General features: G+C 41.9%; 25 protein-coding genes. 24 read left to right on the top strand and 1 reads right to left on the bottom strand.

Features of this window, described 5'->3' with window-relative positions:
- Nucleotides 1-45 precede the first annotated feature (45 nt).
- From FJN11_RS06350 to FJN11_RS06325, 6 genes are all read left to right on the top strand, one after another.
- Nucleotides 46-2,382 (top strand): cation-translocating P-type ATPase, encoded by a 2,337-nt coding sequence (locus tag FJN11_RS06350; RefSeq protein ID WP_140224383.1) that lies wholly within the window; start codon nucleotides 46-48, stop codon nucleotides 2,380-2,382.
- Nucleotides 2,383-2,483: 101 nt separating this feature from the next.
- Nucleotides 2,484-3,161: a tRNA (adenine(22)-N(1))-methyltransferase gene (locus FJN11_RS06345; protein WP_140224342.1), complete on the top strand. Its 678-nt coding sequence runs from the start codon at nucleotides 2,484-2,486 to the stop codon at nucleotides 3,159-3,161.
- Nucleotides 3,148-3,945 (top strand): Nif3-like dinuclear metal center hexameric protein, encoded by a 798-nt coding sequence (locus tag FJN11_RS06340; protein WP_140224341.1) that lies wholly within the window; start codon nucleotides 3,148-3,150, stop codon nucleotides 3,943-3,945. The genes FJN11_RS06345 and FJN11_RS06340 overlap by 14 nt, the downstream gene beginning before the upstream one ends.
- A 16-nt stretch (nucleotides 3,946-3,961) precedes the next feature.
- Entirely contained in the window at nucleotides 3,962-5,065 is a 1,104-nt protein-coding gene (locus FJN11_RS06335) for an NAD(P)/FAD-dependent oxidoreductase (RefSeq protein ID WP_049552700.1), read from the top strand.
- A 102-nt stretch (nucleotides 5,066-5,167) separates the two neighbouring features.
- Nucleotides 5,168-6,187 carry a UDP-glucose 4-epimerase GalE gene (gene galE, locus FJN11_RS06330; RefSeq protein ID WP_140224339.1) on the top strand — a complete coding sequence of 340 codons (1,020 nt, stop codon included), beginning with the start codon at nucleotides 5,168-5,170 and terminating at the stop codon, nucleotides 6,185-6,187.
- Between the two features lies 1 nt (nucleotide 6,188).
- A complete protein-coding gene (locus FJN11_RS06325; protein WP_140224338.1) occupies nucleotides 6,189-7,154 on the top strand; it encodes a glycosyltransferase family 2 protein in 966 nt (321 codons plus the stop codon).
- A gap of 57 nt (nucleotides 7,155-7,211) precedes the next feature.
- Here the strand turns inward: FJN11_RS06325 and FJN11_RS06320 are convergent, their stop codons facing one another.
- Nucleotides 7,212-7,409: a ferredoxin gene (locus tag FJN11_RS06320; RefSeq protein ID WP_004235080.1), complete on the bottom strand. Its 198-nt coding sequence runs from the start codon at nucleotides 7,407-7,409 to the stop codon at nucleotides 7,212-7,214.
- 45 nt (nucleotides 7,410-7,454) lie between these two features.
- Between FJN11_RS06320 and FJN11_RS06315 the strand changes: the two genes are divergently transcribed.
- The 18 genes from FJN11_RS06315 to FJN11_RS06230 all read left to right on the top strand — a co-directional run bounded on the left by FJN11_RS06315 (nucleotide 7,455) and on the right by FJN11_RS06230 (nucleotide 18,315).
- Nucleotides 7,455-7,955, top strand: coding sequence for an SAG1386/EF1546 family surface-associated protein (locus FJN11_RS06315; protein WP_140224336.1), 501 nt, complete (start codon nucleotides 7,455-7,457; stop codon nucleotides 7,953-7,955).
- A 9-nt stretch (nucleotides 7,956-7,964) separates the two neighbouring features.
- Nucleotides 7,965-8,639 carry a (d)CMP kinase gene (gene cmk, locus FJN11_RS06310; protein ID WP_140224335.1) on the top strand — a complete coding sequence of 225 codons (675 nt, stop codon included), beginning with the start codon at nucleotides 7,965-7,967 and terminating at the stop codon, nucleotides 8,637-8,639.
- Nucleotides 8,640-8,758: 119 nt separating this feature from the next.
- Nucleotides 8,759-9,265, top strand: coding sequence for a dihydrofolate reductase (locus FJN11_RS06305; protein ID WP_140224334.1), 507 nt, complete (start codon nucleotides 8,759-8,761; stop codon nucleotides 9,263-9,265).
- Nucleotides 9,265-9,435, top strand: coding sequence for a hypothetical protein (locus FJN11_RS06300; RefSeq protein WP_000442252.1), 171 nt, complete (start codon nucleotides 9,265-9,267; stop codon nucleotides 9,433-9,435). Before FJN11_RS06305 ends, FJN11_RS06300 begins: the two co-directional genes overlap by 1 nt.
- A 36-nt stretch (nucleotides 9,436-9,471) precedes the next feature.
- On the top strand, nucleotides 9,472-10,704 hold the full coding sequence (gene clpX, locus FJN11_RS06295) for an ATP-dependent Clp protease ATP-binding subunit ClpX (protein WP_140224333.1): 1,233 nt from the start codon (nucleotides 9,472-9,474) through the stop codon (nucleotides 10,702-10,704).
- Between the two features lie 8 nt (nucleotides 10,705-10,712).
- Nucleotides 10,713-11,300: a ribosome biogenesis GTP-binding protein YihA/YsxC gene (gene yihA / locus FJN11_RS06290; RefSeq protein WP_000422605.1), complete on the top strand. Its 588-nt coding sequence runs from the start codon at nucleotides 10,713-10,715 to the stop codon at nucleotides 11,298-11,300.
- A 10-nt stretch (nucleotides 11,301-11,310) separates the two neighbouring features.
- Nucleotides 11,311-11,691 (top strand): RidA family protein, encoded by a 381-nt coding sequence (locus FJN11_RS06285; protein WP_001140420.1) that lies wholly within the window; start codon nucleotides 11,311-11,313, stop codon nucleotides 11,689-11,691.
- Nucleotides 11,692-11,742: 51 nt separating this feature from the next.
- The gene (gene rapZ / locus FJN11_RS06280) at nucleotides 11,743-12,633 is read left to right on the top strand and encodes an RNase adapter RapZ (RefSeq protein WP_020903049.1); all 891 of its coding nucleotides are present in this window, start codon (nucleotides 11,743-11,745) and stop codon (nucleotides 12,631-12,633) included.
- The gene (locus tag FJN11_RS06275) at nucleotides 12,630-13,607 is read left to right on the top strand and encodes a YvcK family protein (RefSeq protein WP_140224332.1); all 978 of its coding nucleotides are present in this window, start codon (nucleotides 12,630-12,632) and stop codon (nucleotides 13,605-13,607) included. The genes rapZ and FJN11_RS06275 overlap by 4 nt, the downstream gene beginning before the upstream one ends.
- Nucleotides 13,604-14,515, top strand: a complete 912-nt coding sequence (gene whiA / locus FJN11_RS06270) for a DNA-binding protein WhiA (RefSeq protein ID WP_140224331.1) — start codon at nucleotides 13,604-13,606, stop codon at nucleotides 14,513-14,515. The genes FJN11_RS06275 and whiA overlap by 4 nt, the downstream gene beginning before the upstream one ends.
- Nucleotides 14,516-14,651: 136 nt before the next feature.
- Nucleotides 14,652-15,047 carry a DUF1310 family protein gene (locus FJN11_RS06265; protein ID WP_181146403.1) on the top strand — a complete coding sequence of 132 codons (396 nt, stop codon included), beginning with the start codon at nucleotides 14,652-14,654 and terminating at the stop codon, nucleotides 15,045-15,047.
- Nucleotides 15,044-15,268 carry a hypothetical protein gene (locus FJN11_RS06260; protein ID WP_140224330.1) on the top strand — a complete coding sequence of 75 codons (225 nt, stop codon included), beginning with the start codon at nucleotides 15,044-15,046 and terminating at the stop codon, nucleotides 15,266-15,268. The genes FJN11_RS06265 and FJN11_RS06260 overlap by 4 nt, the downstream gene beginning before the upstream one ends.
- Before the next feature lie 47 nt (nucleotides 15,269-15,315).
- Nucleotides 15,316-15,714 carry a DUF1310 family protein gene (locus tag FJN11_RS06255; protein WP_140224329.1) on the top strand — a complete coding sequence of 133 codons (399 nt, stop codon included), beginning with the start codon at nucleotides 15,316-15,318 and terminating at the stop codon, nucleotides 15,712-15,714.
- Nucleotides 15,707-15,931 (top strand): hypothetical protein, encoded by a 225-nt coding sequence (locus FJN11_RS06250; RefSeq protein ID WP_140224328.1) that lies wholly within the window; start codon nucleotides 15,707-15,709, stop codon nucleotides 15,929-15,931. The genes FJN11_RS06255 and FJN11_RS06250 overlap by 8 nt, the downstream gene beginning before the upstream one ends.
- 47 nt (nucleotides 15,932-15,978) lie before the next feature.
- Nucleotides 15,979-16,374, top strand: a complete 396-nt coding sequence (locus FJN11_RS06245) for a DUF1310 family protein (protein WP_049486957.1) — start codon at nucleotides 15,979-15,981, stop codon at nucleotides 16,372-16,374.
- Nucleotides 16,371-17,615, top strand: a complete 1,245-nt coding sequence (locus FJN11_RS06240; protein WP_140224327.1) for an Mbeg1-like protein — start codon at nucleotides 16,371-16,373, stop codon at nucleotides 17,613-17,615. The genes FJN11_RS06245 and FJN11_RS06240 overlap by 4 nt, the downstream gene beginning before the upstream one ends.
- On the top strand, nucleotides 17,612-18,004 hold the full coding sequence (locus FJN11_RS06235; protein ID WP_140224326.1) for a hypothetical protein: 393 nt from the start codon (nucleotides 17,612-17,614) through the stop codon (nucleotides 18,002-18,004). The genes FJN11_RS06240 and FJN11_RS06235 overlap by 4 nt, the downstream gene beginning before the upstream one ends.
- Nucleotides 18,004-18,315 (top strand): hypothetical protein, encoded by a 312-nt coding sequence (locus tag FJN11_RS06230; RefSeq protein WP_042750797.1) that lies wholly within the window; start codon nucleotides 18,004-18,006, stop codon nucleotides 18,313-18,315. Before FJN11_RS06235 ends, FJN11_RS06230 begins: the two co-directional genes overlap by 1 nt.
- Nucleotides 18,316-18,317 lie beyond the last annotated feature (2 nt).

The raw sequence follows: 18,317 nt of genomic DNA, 5'->3' as shown, positions 1-18,317 counted from the left end.
GGGTGAGATTAGAATTCTTTTAGAAAAAATGATATGATAGAATTTATGGATAAAAATAAGATTATGGGATTAACCCAAAGAGAAGTCAAGGAAAGACAGGCTAAGGGACTGGTCAATGATTTTACCGCATCAGCCAGTACCAGCACTTGGCAAATCGTTAAACGAAATGTCTTTACCCTTTTTAACGCTTTGAACTTTGCTATTGCTTTGGCCCTTGCCTTTGTGCAAGCTTGGAGCAATTTGGTCTTCTTTGCTGTTATCTGCTTTAACGCTTTTTCTGGAATTGTGACCGAGCTACGGGCCAAACACATGGTGGACAAGCTCAATCTTATGACCAAGGAAAAGATCAAAACCATTCGTGATGGCCAAGAAGTGGCTCTGAATCCGGAAGAATTGGTGCTAGGAGATGTCATTCGTTTGTCTGCTGGAGAGCAGATTCCCAGTGATGCCTTGGTTTTGGAAGGCTTTGCGGAAGTCAATGAAGCCATGTTAACGGGGGAAAGTGATTTGGTGCAAAAGGAAGTGGATGCCTTGCTTTTGTCAGGAAGTTTCCTAGCTAGTGGGTCAGTTTTAGCTCAAGTTCACCATGTCGGTGCAGACAACTATGCTGCCAAACTCATGCTGGAAGCCAAGACCGTTAAACCAATCAACTCTCGTATCATGAAATCACTGGACAAGTTGGCTGGTTTTACTGGGAAGATTATCATTCCTTTTGGTCTAGCTCTCTTGCTAGAAGCCTTGATCTTAAAAGGCCTGCCTCTCAAGTCATCCGTTGTAAACTCGTCGACAGCCCTTTTGGGGATGTTACCTAAGGGAATTGCTCTTTTGACCATTACTTCGCTCTTGACCGCGGTGATTAAGCTGGGCTTGAAAAAGGTTTTGGTGCAGGAGATGTACTCTGTTGAGACCTTGGCGCGCGTGGATATGCTCTGTTTGGACAAGACGGGCACCATCACCCAAGGAAAGATGCAGGTGGAGGCTGTTCTTCCACTGACGGAAACTTATAGTGAAGAGGCTATTGCCAGTATCCTGACTAGTTACATGGCCCATAGTGAGGATAAAAATCCAACTGCGCAAGCTATTCGCCAGCGTTTTGTGGGAGAAGTTACTTATCCTATGATTTCTAATCTGCCTTTCTCAAGCGACCGCAAGTGGGGAGCCATGGAGTTAGAAGGTTTGGGAACAGTTTTCTTAGGGGCGCCTGAGATGTTGCTTGCCTCTGAAGTCCCAGAAGCTAGAGAGGCCTTGGAGAGAGGATCACGTGTCTTGGTTTTAGCCATCAGTCAGGAGAAATTAGACCATCACAAGCCTCAGAAACCATCTGATATTCAGGCTCTAGCCTTGCTAGAAATCTTGGACCCTATCCGAGAAGGAGCAGCAGAGACGCTGGACTATCTCCGTTCTCAGGAAGTGGGTCTCAAGATTATCTCTGGTGACAATCCAGTTACGGTATCCAGCATTGCCCAGAAGGCTGGTTTTGCGGACTACCACAGCTATGTCGATTGCTCGAAAATTACGGATGAGGAATTGGTTGCTATGGCGGAGGAGACTGCGATTTTCGGACGTGTTTCCCCTCATCAAAAGAAACTCATCATCCAAACGCTGAAAAAAGCAGGGCATACAACAGCTATGACAGGGGACGGTGTTAATGATATCTTGGCTCTTCGTGAGGCAGATTGTTCCATCGTGATGGCTGAGGGAGACCCGGCAACACGTCAGATTGCCAATTTGGTTCTCTTGAACTCAGACTTTAATGATGTTCCTGAGATTCTCTTTGAAGGTCGTCGTGTGGTCAATAACATTGCCCACATTGCACCGATTTTCTTGATTAAGACGATTTATTCCTTCTTGCTCGCAGTTATCTGTATCGCCAGTGCTTTACTAGGTCGGTCTGAGTGGATCTTGATTTTCCCCTTCATTCCAATCCAGATTACCATGATTGACCAGTTCGTGGAAGGTTTCCCACCATTCGTTCTGACTTTTGAGCGAAATATCAAACCTGTCGAGCCAAACTTCCTCAGAAGATCCATGCTTCGTGCTCTACCAAGTGCTCTCATGGTCGTCTTCAGCGTTCTTTTTGTGAAAATATTTGGAAGTAGCCAAGGTTGGTCTGAGTTAGAAATCTCAACTCTACTCTATTATCTCTTGGGATCAATTGGTTTCTTATCCGTATTTAGAGCCTGCATGCCATTTACCCTATGGCGTGTCCTCTTGATTGTTTGGTCAGTAGGAGGTTTCCTAGCCACAGCTCTCTTCCCAAGAATTCAAAAACTGCTTGAAATTTCAACCTTAACAGGACAAACACTACCTGTTTATGGTATCATGATGCTGTTCTTTACCGTGATTTTCATTTTGACCAGTCGCTACCAAGCTAGAAAATAAAGAAAGGCTGCAATCTGTGGATTGCGGTCTTTTTAGGTACAAGATTGCCAGTTGAAATGTGGTATAATAAGAGGTAATAGAGTTTTGGAAAGAGAGAGAGAATGATTTCAAAGAGATTAGAATTGGTGGCTTCCTTTGTTCCCCAAGGGGCTATTTTACTAGATGTGGGGAGTGACCATGCTTATCTGCCTATCGAGTTGGTTGAGAGAGGCCAAATCAAAAGCGCCATTGCAGGTGAGGTGGTGGAAGGTCCCTACCAATCTGCAGTCAAAAATGTTGATGCGCACGGTCTAAAGGAGAAAATCCAGGTTCGTTTAGCCAATGGATTAGCAGCTTTTGAAGAGACTGACCAAGTGTCGGTCATCACCATAGCAGGTATGGGTGGCCGTTTGATTGCTAGGATTTTAGAAGAAGGCTTGGACAAGTTAGCTAATGTAGAACGATTGATCCTCCAGCCCAATAATCGTGAAGACGACTTGCGTATCTGGCTACAAGAAAACGGATTTCAGATTGTAGCTGAAAGCATCTTAGAAGAAGCTGGCAAGTTTTACGAGATTTTGGTGGTGGAAGCAGGACAAATGAAGCTGTCAGCCAGTGATGTTCGCTTTGGACCTTTCTTGTCCAAAGAGGTCAGTCCAGTCTTTGTCCAAAAATGGCAAAAAGAAGCTGTTAAGCTAGAGTTTGCCCTCGGACAAATCCCAGAAAAAAATCTGGAAGAACGTCAAGTTCTAGTAGATAAAATTCAAGCCATCAAGGAGGTTCTCCATGCTAGCAAGTGAAGTAATTAACGCATATGAAGCCTTTTGCCCTCAGGAATTCTCCATGGAGGGAGACAGTCGTGGCCTGCAAATTGGAACTTTGGACAAGGATATCCAAAGTGTCATGGTTGCTCTGGATATTCGTGAAGAAACGGTGGCTGAAGCCATTGAAAAGGGTGTGGACCTGATTATCGTTAAGCACGCGCCGATTTTCCGTCCCATCAAGGACTTGGTCGCCAGCCGTCCGCAAAATCAGATTTACATTGATCTCATCAAGTATGACATTGCAGTTTATGTCAGCCATACCAATATTGACATCGTTGAAAATGGCCTCAATGACTGGTTCTGTCAGATGCTAGGCATTGAGGAGACGACCTATCTGCAGGAGACAGGTCCTGAACGTGGAATTGGTCGTATTGGGAATGTTCAGCCTCAGACATTTGGGGAATTGGCCCAACATGTCAAGCAAGTCTTTGGTTTAGATAGCCTTCGAATGGTGCATTATCAAGAGAGTGATTTGCAGAAGTCTATTTCAAGAGTGGCCATCTGTGGAGGTAGCGGGCAGTCTTTCTATAAGGATGCCTTAACTAAAGGGGCAGATGTCTACATCACTGGCGATATCTACTACCACACAGCTCAGGATATGCTGTCTGATGGCTTGCTGGCATTGGACCCAGGCCACTATATCGAAGTGCTTTTTGTGGAAAAAATTGCAGCACTACTTACTCAATGGAAGGAAGAAAAGGGCTGGGATATTGATATCTTGCCTAGTCAGGCATCGACCAATCCTTTCCACCATATCTAGTTAGGAAGTGAAGACAATGAAAAAAGTTGCCATTATTGGAGCAGGGATTGTAGGTGCCACAGCCGCCTACTACCTCTCCAAAGAAGCAGATTTAGAGGTGACCGTTTTTGACCATGGACAAGGTCAGGCTACCAAGGCAGCAGCGGGAATTATCAGTCCTTGGTTCTCCAAACGCCGCAATAAAGCTTGGTACAAGATGGCGCGCTTGGGAGCTGACTTTTATGTGGATTTGTTGGCTGATTTAGAAAAGTCTGGTCAGGAAATCGACTTTTACCAACGCTCAGGAGTTTTTCTCTTGAAAAAGGACGAATCCAAGTTGGAAGAACTCTATCAACTAGCCCTCCAGCGCAGAGAAGAATCTCCCTTGATAGATCAGTTAGCCATTCTGGATCCAGCATCAGCTAATGAATTATTCCCTGGCTTGCAGGGATTTGATCGCTTGCTCTATGCTTCTGGTGGAGCGAGAGTAGATGGTCAACTCTTAGTGACTCGTTTACTAGAAGCCAGTCAGGTCAAGCTGGTCAAAGAAAAAGTAACTCTGACACCTTTAGCATCAGGTTACCAGATTGACGAAGAAGTGTTTGATCAGGTTATTTTGGCGACGGGAGCTTGGTTGGGACACCTGTTAGAACCTTTAGGTTATGAAGTAGATGTTCGTCCCCAAAAGGGGCAACTCCGAGATTATCAACTTGCCCAAGACATGGAAGCTTACCCTGTTGTTATGCCAGAAGGGGAGTGGGATTTGATTCCTTTTGCAGGTGGGAAATTATCCCTAGGCGCTACTCATGAAAATGACATGGGATTTGATTTGACGGTAGATGAAACCTTGCTCAAACAAATGGAGGAGGCAGCCTTGCCCCACTATCCTGTTTTATCGGAAGCGACTTCCAGAAGTGAACGAGTGGGAATCCGTGCCTATACCAGCGATTTCTCTCCTTTCTTTGGGCAGGTTCCAGAATTGTCAGGTGTCTATGCTGCTAGTGGACTAGGTTCTTCAGGCCTCACAACTGGTCCTATCATTGGTTACCATCTGGCTCAACTGGTCCAAGGCAAGGAGATGACTTTGGATCCTCTAAACTATCCAATTGAAAACTATGTCAAACGAGTAAAAAGCGAATAAGAATTTTACTGAAATTTTAGCCTCCCCTCTAGGATGGCAAATGACATTCCCTATCAAAAATGGTAAAATAAGAAAAAATAATCCGAGAATCGAGGAAAAAAGATGCAAGAAAAGATTTTGGTAACGGGTGGAGCAGGTTTTATCGGAACCCACACTGTTATTGAGTTAATCCAAGCAGGTCATCAAGTTGTTGTGGTGGATAACCTTGTTAATAGTAACAGAAAAAGTTTAGAAGTTGTTGAAAGAATCACAGGAGTTGAAGTGCCTTTCTATGAGGCAGATATCCGTGATACCGATACTCTAAGAGATATTTTCAAGCAAGAAGAACCAACAGGGGTCATTCACTTTGCTGGCTTGAAGGCTGTCGGTGAATCTACCCGTATTCCTCTTGCCTACTATGACAACAATATCGCTGGAACTGTTAGTCTTTTGAAGGTCATGGAAGAAAACAACTGTAAAAACATTATTTTCAGTTCTTCTGCGACAGTTTACGGGGATCCGCACACCGTGCCAATCTTGGAAGATTTCCCACTTTCAGTGACCAATCCATACGGTCGTACCAAACTTATGCTAGAGGAAATTTTGACCGATATCTACAAGGCAGACTCAGAATGGAATGTGGTCTTGCTTCGTTACTTCAACCCAATCGGAGCTCATGAGAGTGGTGATTTGGGAGAAAATCCAAACGGTATTCCAAACAATCTCTTGCCATATGTGACTCAAGTAGCCGTTGGAAAATTAGAGCAAGTGCAAGTGTTTGGAGACGATTACGATACGGAAGACGGAACTGGTGTTCGTGACTATATCCACGTTGTCGATTTGGCTAAAGGTCACGTTGCAGCTCTGAAAAAAATCCAAAAAGGTTCAGGCCTAAACGTTTATAACCTTGGAACAGGTAAAGGCTACTCAGTTCTTGAAATTATCCAAAATATGGAAAAAGCAGTGGGACGAGCAATTCCTTACCGCATCGTAGATCGTCGCCCAGGTGACATTGCGGCCTGCTATTCAGATCCTGCAAAAGCTAAAGCAGAACTGGGCTGGGAAGCAGAACTCGGCATCACTCAAATGTGTGAAGACGCATGGCGTTGGCAAAGCAAGCATCCAAATGGATTTGAAGACTAAGATGGTGATGTCAATCATTGTCCCCTGTTTAAACGAAGAGGAAGTACTTCCTCTTTTTTATCAGGCTTTGGAAGATTTACTTCCAGATTTGGAAACAGAAATCGAGTATGTCTTTGTCGATGATGGATCAAGTGATGGGACCTTGAAACTCTTAAAGGCCTATCGGGAGCAAAATCCAGCAGTTCATTATATTTCTTTCTCGCGAAATTTTGGTAAAGAAGCAGCTCTGTATGCGGGCCTGCAGCATGCGACAGGAGATCTGGTGGTAGTAATGGATGCAGACCTCCAAGATCCTCCGAGTATGTTGCTTGAGATGAAAAACTTACTAGACCAAAATACAGATTTGGACTGTGTTGGGACACGTAGAATTAGTCGAGAGGGGGAACCCTTCTTTCGCAGTGTTTGTGCTAATCTATTTTACGGCTTCATGAAAAAAATTAGTCCAGTAGCCCTGCCGTCAGGTGTCCGTGATTTTCGCATGATGAGAAGATCTGTAGTCGATGCTATTTTAAGCCTGACCGAGTCCAATCGTTTTTCAAAGGGGCTCTTTGCCTGGGTCGGTTTTAAAACCTATTATCTGGACTATCCAAATGTCGAAAGGCAGGCTGGCAAGACCAGTTGGAGTTTTAGGCAACTCTTTTTCTACTCTATTGAAGGGATTATTAATTTTTCAGATTTTCCCTTGATTATAGCCTTTGTGGCAGGTCTCCTATCTTGTTTTATTTCTCTGCTTATGACCTTTTTTGTTGTGGTGCGGACCCTCATTTTGGGCAATCCGACATCAGGTTGGACCTCTCTGATGGCTGTTATTCTCTTCCTTGGTGGGATTCAACTCTTGACCATTGGGATTCTCGGCAAGTATATCAGTAAGATTTATCTAGAGACTAAAAAAAGACCACTTTATCTCGTCAAAGAAAAAAGTGACCTTCCTGATTTTACAGAAAAAAATAAAGAGAAAAGACTATAATTTTGCATGGAAATATGCTAAACTAGAAGGAGTGGAACGTTCTTATCGGTATTAGAGTTAATCTTTAATCAAGGCACGTGTCGGACAGTTTCTAACAGCTTCTACGACGTCCTGGCTAGGAGAGATTTCTTTTTCTAGTTGGTCAGGGTCATCGTAAAAACGCACGATTCCATTATCGTGGTAGTCAAATAATTCAGAATAAGTTTGGCAAAGCCCACAGGCGATGCAACGTTCAGGTATAAGTGTGATTTTCATATTTATATTGTAATAAGAAAAGTAAAAAAAAACAAGGAGTAAGGTATGGCAAAGGAACCGTGGCAAGAAGATATTTATGAGAATCAGGAAGAACAGACGAGAACGGAACGACATCAACGTAATCAAAAAGGTACAGGCGTTGTTGCAAATCGTGTTTTGACGATTCTAGCTAGTCTCTTTTTCGTGATTGTTGTAGCAATGATAATAGTATTGATTTACCTTTCAAGCGGAGGGAGTAATCGCACAGCAGCCTTGAAAGATTTTTATGATTCATCTGCCCCTGCTTCAACTTCTGTAACAGAAGAATCGTCTTCTTCATCTAGCAAGACTGAAGAAGCAACTTCTACAGAGAGCTCCTCTAGTGAGAGTCATTCCGAAGAACATGCTGCTAGTGAAGGAACAATTACAGTTCAGGCTGGTGAGGGTGAAGCTGTCTTGGCACAACGTGCAGGTATTTCAATTGCTCAATTAGAAGCATTGAATCCTGGACATATGGCTACAGGATCTTGGTTTGCAAATCCTGGAGATGTGATTAAGACTAGATAGGAGTCATAAATGAAGACGATTCAAATTGCTATCGATGGTCCAGCTTCAAGCGGTAAGAGTACGGTTGCTAAGATTATTGCTAAAAATTTTGGTTATACCTATCTAGATACAGGTGCTATGTATCGTGCGGCGACCTATATGGCTCTGAAACACCAGTTAGGAGTGGAAGAAATTGAGGAACTTTTAGCCTTATTGGACCAGCATCCAATCAGCTTTGGGCGCTCAGAAACTGGAGAACAACTTGTCTTTGTAGGAGATGTGGACATTACTCATCCTATTCGTGAAAATCAAGTGACCAATCATGTTTCTGCTATTGCAGCAATTCCTGAAGTACGTGAGAAACTAGTTTCTCTCCAACAAGAGATTGCCCAGCAAGGTGGGATTGTCATGGATGGTCGCGATATTGGGACTGTTGTATTGCCACAAGCAGAATTGAAAATTTTCTTAGTAGCTTCTGTTGATGAAAGAGCAGAACGCCGTTACAAGGAAAATATTGCCAAGGGAATTGAAACAGACCTTGAAACCCTAAAAGAGGAAATTGCTGAGCGTGACTACAAGGATAGCCATCGTGAGACTTCACCTCTCAAACAAGCAGAGGACGCTGTCTACCTTGATACAACTGGCTTGAACATTCAAGAAGTAGTCAAAAAAATTGAATCAGAAGCAAAGAAACGTATGTCCTAGGGACCGGAGAAGCAGGCTAAAGCTAGCCTGCTTCTTTTCTATCAAACTGAACGCATTCCAAACCAGTCTTTTTTTGAGTTTTTTGATAAAATAGTACTATCAGTGAAAAGGAGGGAAGCATGACTAAGAAAATTGTAGCCATTTGGGCCCAAGATGAAAAAGGTGTGATTGGGAAGGAAGATCGTCTCCCTTGGCATTTGCCAGCAGAGTTGCAACATTTTAAGGAAACAACTTTAAATCATGCTATACTGATGGGACGAGTGACCTTTGATGGTATGGGACGTCGTCTGCTTCCAAAACGGCAAACCCTGATTTTAACGCGCAATAGCGAAGAAGTCATAGATGGGGCGCTCGTATTTCAAGATGTGGAGTCTGTTTTAGCGTGGTATCAGAGTCAGGAAAAAAATCTCTATATCCTTGGCGGAAAGCAGATTTTTCAGGCTTTTGAGCCTTATTTAGATGAAATCATCGTGACGCAGATTCATGCTCAGGTGGAGGGAGATACCTATTTCCCTGCGGAGTTTGACTTGTCTCGTTTTGAGACAGTCGCAAGCAAATCTTATACCCGAGATGAGAAAAATGACTATGATTTTACCATCGAATACCGAGATAGAAAGGAAGTCTAATGGAGCGCAGTATATTTGGATTTTTTACAGCTTTTTTGTGTGTGATCTGTATTTTGACTGGAGCACAGGCTTTTCGTAAGAAGCGCTATGGACTGTCTGCTTTACTCTGGTTGAATGCTTTTACCAATCTGGTAAACAGTGTCCATGCTTTTTACATGACCTTATTTTAGATAGAATGAAAGTATAGAATAGAACGGAAGGAAATCATGCCTACAAATAGGAATAATGATATGATGGTTTATTGCTCATTTTGTGGCAAAAGCCAAGAAGAAGTACAAAAAATAATCGCTGGGAACAACGACTTTATCTGTAATGAATGTGTGGAGTTGGCTCAGGAAATCATTCGAGAGGAGTTGGCGGAAGAAGTCTTGGCAGACTTGTCTGAGGTACCAAAACCAATCGAACTCCTCCATATCTTGAACCACTATGTAATCGGTCAAGATCGTGCCAAGCGTGCCTTGGCAGTGGCGGTTTACAACCACTACAAACGCATCAATTTCCACGATACGCGTGAAGAGTCAGAAGACGTGGATTTGCAGAAGTCAAACATCTTGATGATTGGCCCAACTGGTTCAGGGAAAACATTTCTTGCTCAGACCTTGGCTAAGAGCTTGAATGTACCTTTTGCTATTGCAGATGCGACAGCTCTTACTGAGGCTGGTTATGTAGGTGAGGATGTGGAAAATATTCTCCTCAAACTCTTGCAGGCTGCTGACTTTAATATCGAACGTGCAGAGCGTGGCATTATCTACGTGGATGAAATTGACAAGATTGCTAAGAAGAGCGAGAACGTTTCTATCACACGTGATGTTTCTGGTGAAGGGGTGCAACAAGCCCTCCTCAAGATTATCGAGGGAACCGTTGCTAGCGTGCCGCCTCAAGGTGGACGCAAGCATCCACAACAAGAGATGATTCAGGTGGATACTAAAAATATCCTCTTCATCGTGGGTGGTGCCTTTGATGGTATTGAGGAAATTGTCAAACAACGTCTGGGTGAAAAAGTCATCGGATTTGGTCAAAACAATAAAGCGATTGATGAAAACAGCTCTTACATGCAGGAAATCATCGCAGAAGATATTCAAAAATTTGGTATTATCCCTGAGTTGATTGGACGCTTGCCTGTTTTTGCAGCTCTTGAACAGTTGACAGTAGATGATTTGGTTCGCATCTTGAAAGAGCCAAGAAATGCCTTGGTCAAACAGTACCAAACCTTGCTTTCTTATGATGATGTCGAGTTGGAATTTGACGACGAAGCTCTTCAAGAGATTGCCAATAAGGCTATCGAACGCAAAACGGGTGCGCGTGGTCTTCGCTCGATTATTGAAGAAACCATGTTAGATGTCATGTTTGAAGTACCGAGTCAGGAAAATGTTAAATTGGTCCGCATCACAAAAGAAGCTGTCGATGGAACGGATAAACCAATCCTAGAAACAGCCTAGAGGTGACTATGGAACTTAATACACACAATGCAGAAATCTTGCTCAGTGCGGCGAATAAATCCCACTATCCGCAGGATGAACTGCCAGAGATTGCCCTAGCAGGGCGTTCAAATGTTGGTAAATCTAGCTTTATCAATACCATGCTGAACCGCAAGAATCTAGCTCGAACATCAGGGAAACCTGGTAAAACCCAGCTTCTCAACTTCTTTAACATTGATGACAAAATGCGCTTTGTGGATGTGCCTGGTTATGGCTATGCCCGCGTTTCCAAGAAGGAACGTGAAAAGTGGGGGCGCATGATTGAGGAGTACTTAACGACTCGGGAAAATCTCCGTGCAGTGGTTAGTCTAGTTGACCTCCGTCATGACCCGTCAGCAGATGATGTGCAGATGTACGAATTTCTCAAGTATTACGAGATTCCGGTTATTATCGTTGCGACCAAGGCGGACAAGATTCCTCGTGGTAAATGGAACAAGCACGAATCAGCAATCAAAAAGAAATTAAATTTTGACCCAAGTGATGATTTCATCCTCTTTTCATCTGTCAGCAAGGCAGGGATGGATGAGGCTTGGGATGCAATCTTAGAAAAATTGTGAGGAAAAGAAAATGGCAAAAACAATTCATACAGACAAAGCCCCAAAGGCTATCGGACCATATGTTCAAGGAAAAATCGTTGGCAACCTTTTGTTTGCTAGTGGTCAAGTTCCTCTCTCTCCTGAAACTGGGGAAATCGTTGGAGAAACAATCCAAGAACAGACAGAACAAGTCTTGAAAAACATTGGTGCTATTTTGGCAGAGGCAGGAACTGACTTTGACCATGTTGTCAAAACAACTTGTTTCTTGAGCGATATGAACGACTTTGTTCCTTTTAATGAGGTTTACCAAACGGCCTTTAAAGAGGAATTTCCAGCTCGTTCAGCTGTGGAGGTAGCTCGTCTTCCTCGTGATGTAAAAGTCGAAATCGAAGTCATCGCAGAGATTGGATAAGCCAGTTGAAGTTTGGTTCTGCCAAACTTCTTTTGATATAAGGAGAAAAAGATGACAAAGAAACAACTTCACTTGGTGATTGTAACAGGGATGAGTGGCGCAGGGAAAACAGTTGCCATTCAGTCCTTCGAAGATTTGGGTTATTTTACTATTGACAATATGCCTCCAGCTCTCTTGCCTAAGTTTTTGCAGTTGGTGGAAACAAAGGAAGACGACCATAAGTTGGCCTTGGTAGTGGATATGCGTAGCCGTTCTTTCTTTTCAGAAATTCAAGCGGTTTTGGATGAGTTGGAAAATAAGGAAGAACTGGACTTTAAAATTCTCTTTTTGGATGCAGCTGATAAAGAATTGGTAGCTCGTTACAAGGAAACTAGACGAAGTCACCCTCTAGCTGCAGATGGACGGATTTTGGATGGAATCAAGCTGGAACGTGAACTCTTGGCGCCTTTGAAAAATATGAGTCAAAATGTGGTGGATACGACTGAACTCACTCCACGTGAGCTACGTAAAACCATTGCAGAGCAGTTTTCAGACCAAGAACAAGCCCAGTCTTTCCGTATCGAAGTCATGTCTTTTGGCTTTAAATATGGAATCCCGATTGATGCAGATTTAGTCTTTGATGTGCGCTTTTTGCCAAATCCATATTATCTTCCAGAACTGAGAAACCAAACGGGTGTAGACGAACCTGTTTATGACTATGTCATGAATCATCCTGAGTCAGAAGATTTTTATCAGCATTTATTGGCCTTGATTGAGCCGATTTTGCCAAGTTACCAAAAGGAAGGGAAGTCCGTTTTGACCATTGCCATGGGTTGTACGGGTGGTCAACACCGTAGTGTGGCCTTTGCTAAACGCTTGGCGCAGGACTTATCCAAGAATTGGCCTGTCAATGAAGGGCATCGTGACAAAGACCGAAGAAAGGAAACGGTAAACCGTTCATGAGAAAACCAAAGATAACGGTGATTGGTGGAGGAACTGGGATTCCTGTCATTCTAAAAAGTCTGCGTGAAAAAGATGTGGAAATTGCTGCTATCGTAACGGTGGCGGATGATGGTGGTTCATCAGGTGAACTTCGAAAAAATATGCAGCAGTTGACACCGCCAGGTGATCTCCGCAATGTCCTTGTAGCCATGTCAGATATGCCAAAATTTTATGAAAAGGTCTTTCAGTATCGCTTCTCTGAGGATGCGGGAGCCTTTGCTGGCCATCCATTGGGTAATCTCATCATTGCTGGCTTGTCAGAAATGCAGGGTTCGACCTATAATGCCATGCAGTTACTGAGCAAATTTTTCCATACAACTGGGAAGATTTATCCTTCCAGTGACCATCCTTTGACCCTTCATGCGGTCTTTCAGGATGGGACAGAAGTAGCTGGAGAGAGCCATATTGCAGACCATCCAGGCATGATTGACCATGTCTATGTGACCAATACCCTCAACGATGATACGCCTCTGGCCAGTCGTCGAGTAGTGCAGACCATTCTTGAAAGTGACATGATTGTCCTCGGACCTGGTTCCCTCTTTACCTCGATTTTACCTAATATCGTGATTAAGGAAATTGGGCAGGCACTTTTGGAAACCAAGGCAGAAATAGCTTATGTCTGCAATATCATGACCCAACGTGGGGAGACAGAACACTTTACAGATAGTGACCACGTGGAAGTCTTGCATGGTCACCTTGGCCGACCTTTTATCGACACTGTCTTGGTGAATATTGAAAAAGTGCCTCAGGAATACATGAATTCCAACCGTTTTGATGAATACTTAGTGCAGGTGGAACATGATTTTGCTGGTCTTTGTAAGCAAGTTCCGCGCGTGATTTCCTCTAACTTCCTTCGTCTGGAAAATGGGGGTGCCTTTCACGATGGAGATTTGATCGTGGATGAGTTGATGCGGATTATACAGGTGAGAAAATGAGTTTCACAGTAGCAGTTAAAGAAGAAATCCTAGGTCAGCACCATTTAAGCCGGCATGAATTATCCGCCATTATCAAAATGTCTGGCAGTATCGGTCTCTCGACTTCGGGCTTGACCTTGTCTGTCGTGACAGAAAATGCCAAACTGGCTCGTCACCTCTATGAGTCCTTTCTCCATTTCTATGAAATCAAATCAGAAATCCGACACCACCAAAGAAGTAATCTTCGTAAGAATCGGGTCTATACCGTTTTTACAGATGAAAAGGTGCAGAATTTGTTGAGCGATTTGCACTTGGCAGACTCCTTTTTTGGCCTGGAAACAGGTATTGATGATGCGATTTTATCGGACGAGGAAGCAGGACGCGCTTATCTTTGTGGCGCTTTCTTGGCAAATGGAAGTATTCGTGATCCGGAGTCTGGCAAGTACCAGTTGGAAATCAGTTCTGTTTATCTGGACCACGCGCAAGGTCTTGCCTCCCTTCTCCAGCAATTTTTACTGGATGCCAAGGTGCTTGAGCGCAAGAAGGGGGCTGTGACTTATCTCCAGCGAGCCGAAGATATTATGGACTTTCTTATAGTAATCGGAGCCATGCAGGCGCGTGATGATTTTGAACGAGTTAAGATTTTGCGTGAAACCCGTAACGACCTTAATCGGGCTAATAATGCTGAAACGGCCAATATTGCTCGAACAGTTTCTGCTAGCATGAAGACCATCAACAATATCAGTAAAATCAAAGATATCATGGGCTTAGAAAATCTGCCAGTGGATTTGCAGGAGGTAGCGCAGTTGCGGATTCAACACCCAGACTATTCTATTCAGCAGTTAGCTGATAGCCTTAGCGCCCCTCTGACCAAAAGTGGTGTTAACCACAGACTCAGAAAAATCAATAAGATAGCCGATGAATTATAAAACCACGAATCGTAGGACTCGTGGTTATTTTTTTAACTTAATAAAATAAATATGTGAAAAACATTTTAATGAAAGTCGACATTATAATCTATGATATACTATAGATGAGCTACACGGTCAGGTTAAAGGAGACACCATGAAAAAAACTAAAAAAAGCATGATTATTTTATTCAGTATTTTAGCAGTAATTGGAATCACAATAGGAGGTTGTAGCATGCACCAATACCAAAAGAAACAAGAAATGATTGCCATCGCGACCAGCGATGAGGCGAAGAAGGTTTATGAACATTTTATGAAATCGAAGGATCCTAATGCATTTACTAATGCAGATGTTATCCAGGATTATGTTGTTGATGAAAGTAGCTTAGATTATAACCCAATGGGGGGATTGATGGTTTCGGTGGTTATCAACAAAGATAATGAATTAAATATAAATTATAATTTGATTGAAAACAAAGATGGCTCATACCATTCAGCATATTATTCTACTTCACCAAAATTATCCAAACTTTTGAAAGGAAATAATGAATGACACAAAATTATGTTAAAGAAAATAACCTTCAAACTGCAATGGCAGAGTATCAGGATAATATGGGTGAGGAAAGAACTTTATATGACCAATATGAAAGCGAACTTGGCACTGTCACTCAAGTCTACGACAATACCACAGGAGCGGGTGAGCAGGTTTATGCAGTTGTAAAAAATCCTGATGAAAATGCTGAGGATGTAGAGGAAAATTATGCTATACTATGAGTAAGTTAGTCCCTAATATATTGATAGGATAGCATGAAGGAGGCGCCATGAAAAAAACTAAAAAAAGTATGATTATTTTAATCAGTATTTTAGCAGTAATTGGAATCGCAGTAGGAGGATGTAGCATGCACCAATATCAAAAAAAACAAGAAATGATTGCCATCGCGACCAGCGATGAGGCGAAAAAGGTTTATGAAGAATATTTAAAGAAAGAAGATCCCAAAGCACTGACCGAAGAGGGGATCATTAAGAGTTATGAAATTGATAAAGAAAAACTTTCCTATAATCCAATGGGAGGTTTAATGGTACGTTTATTTTTGAACGGGAAAAAAGATCTTAGGATGAATTTTAACTTAATAGATAATGGAGATGGTACCTATAGTACTGCATACTATGGATATACTGGTGACCTAAACAGGATTTTGGAAGAAGGAAAAAATGATTAAGGACTATGTAAACGATAAAAATCTTCAAATAGCAATGACAGAGTATGACTCTGAAATGGATTTAGATCATGTTGTGAAAACTCAAAGAGGAGATCAACTTGGCACTGTCACCCAAGTCTACAACAATACTACAGGAGCGGGTGAGCAAGTTTATGCCGTTGTAAAGAATCCCAAAGAAAATGCTGAGGATGTAGAGGAAAATTATGCTATACTATGAGTAAGTTAGTCCCTAATATATTGATAGGATAGCATAAAGGAGGCGCCATGAAAAAAACTAAAAAAAGTATGATTATTTTATTCAGTATTTTAGCAGTAATTGGAATCACAATAGGAGGTTGTAGCATGCACCAATATCAAAAGAAACAAGAAATGATTGCCATCGCGACAAGTGATGAGGCAAAGAAGGTTTATGAAAATCATATGAAGGCAAATGATCCTAAAGCATTAACAGAAGATGGAATCATTAAATCATATGATATTGATACGGAAACTTTAGAGTATAATCCAATGGGAGGACTAATGGTAAGGATATATTTTAATAATGATAAGGAATTAGATTTTCACTTTGGCTTAATAAAAGATAATTCAGGAAATTATGAATCTTATGGATATACTGTATCACCTAAATTATCATCTATGTTAAAGGAATCTAAAAAATGAGAAAATATGTCGATGATTCAAATCTTCAGATTGCAATGACTGAATATAACGATAACTCAATTAATCGTGAGGTTAAGGACCAATATGATAGAAGCGTTGGCACTGTCACCCAAGTCTACAACAATACTACAGGAGCGGGCGAGCAGGTTTATGCAGTTGTAAAAAATCCTGATGAAAATGCTGAGGATGTACAGGAAGTAACGGTCCTCTTTCGTGGTTCTACGGGCCCAGATCATATTTTTAAAGAAACAGCAGATGTCTGGAATGACTGGGCAGAAAATGATTTCGTGATTGGAACGCATATCCTGAAACAAAATGTTCCCAGCGATCAAGATCAATCTACTGAGCAATTAAAGGCTTCTGCCAGAGCTTTAAAAGACATCATGGAAAAATATCCCAATGCCAAGATTAATATCTATGGGCATTCGCTTGGATCTATGGATGCTCAGTATGCCATGGCTGCCCTTGAAGCGGCCCAAATAGAACGAATCCAACAGGCTTATATCTTTAACGGGCCTGATATCTATCGAATCCTTAGCCCCGAACAGAGAAAAATTGTTGATCAGATTAAAGGGCGTATCTATAACTATGCTGACGCTAAAGATAATATTAGCATGGTTGGTAGAGATATTGCGAAGGGCAGTATCGGGTCTGTAGGTATGGTTTATTATGTAGATAGTGAATCAGAAGACCCTATCAATCAACATATGACCTATGGTTATCGCTTGGATAAGGATGGGAAAATAAAAATTTTCTCCAACACCAGTACAGTCGCATATAACGACTTTCTGATTAAAATGGAAGGGTATAAAACACTTAAAAATATATTGGCTTCCGATGGATATACAGCAGGGGAACAACTCTTTCTGGACTCTGAGCAAGCTAAGATTGCAGCTTCGGGTATTTGCCGTATCGTCACAGAGGAGATGGATATTATAAAAAATAACTATAATAGAGGAATTCAAGACGCAAGTGAAGTATTTGCATCTTGCAGTAATGTCCCTTGGGGCTTTATCCTTAGTTCATATGAAACAGAGGTCGCCTATTCCGAAGGAGGCTTGAACTATGAAACAACTATTGGTATCATTCAGAATCGATTTCATCCTGTTGTAGATAAGGCAAAACAGTTAGAAAAAGATTTTACAGATTTAGAAAAGCAAATCAAAGACGGTATTCAGAAAAAATTAGATGAAGATAGGGAATTAGCTAGTAAATTTAGCCAGTGGGAGAGTTTGTTATGATTCAGGATGACATCTGGAAAAAGCGCCAGCGTTTAGAAGAATGTGAGGATAACTATCGACGTTCTTGTAAAAAAATCGAAAATCAGTATGAGGAAGCCAACTATAAATTTCAACAATTGCGGCATATGATTGATGAGAAGCATCGAATCATTTCCCATTCCTTAGACCAGTTAGGTGGAGATACAACCGAATGGCGTTATCAGTCCAATCAACTCGCATCCAACTTTAGTCAGCAAATCGAGATGGCATATCGAAATAGACAAGGGCAACTCGAACAAGAAGAGATGAAGCTAGAGCAAGAATACAAACGACAATACCGTCTTTTAGAAGATGAGCTTGCCAGAGCCCAGGAACAGCAACGGCGCTTAGAAGAACGAGGTAAAAAGTAATGGCGAATGTATTTGATTATATTAATGATTTTTTCGCGGGAGGAGAGGAGGCACTAAGAAATATTGAAAAAGAGTTGGAACGATCATTTATAAAAAACATCTTGGCTCCAGCAAAAAAAGCTCGTATTTCCATTATAGAAAAAGATACAGAAAAATATATGAAAATTTCTCTATTAAGTGCTCAAGAAAGTTTGAAAGAAGTTTCGAAAAATATTGATAGTTCGATGAAGGGAGAATTTTCTACAAAAATAGTTGAAACTATAGAAACGAAAAGTAAAGAATATCCAAATGCTTTAAATGGTACAAAGTAAAA

Source organism: Streptococcus symci, assembly GCF_006385165.1.
Lineage (GTDB): Bacteria > Bacillota > Bacilli > Lactobacillales > Streptococcaceae > Streptococcus > Streptococcus symci.
Note: the sequence above shows the minus strand (reverse complement) of the source record. Positions and strands in the feature narration are given on the sequence as shown.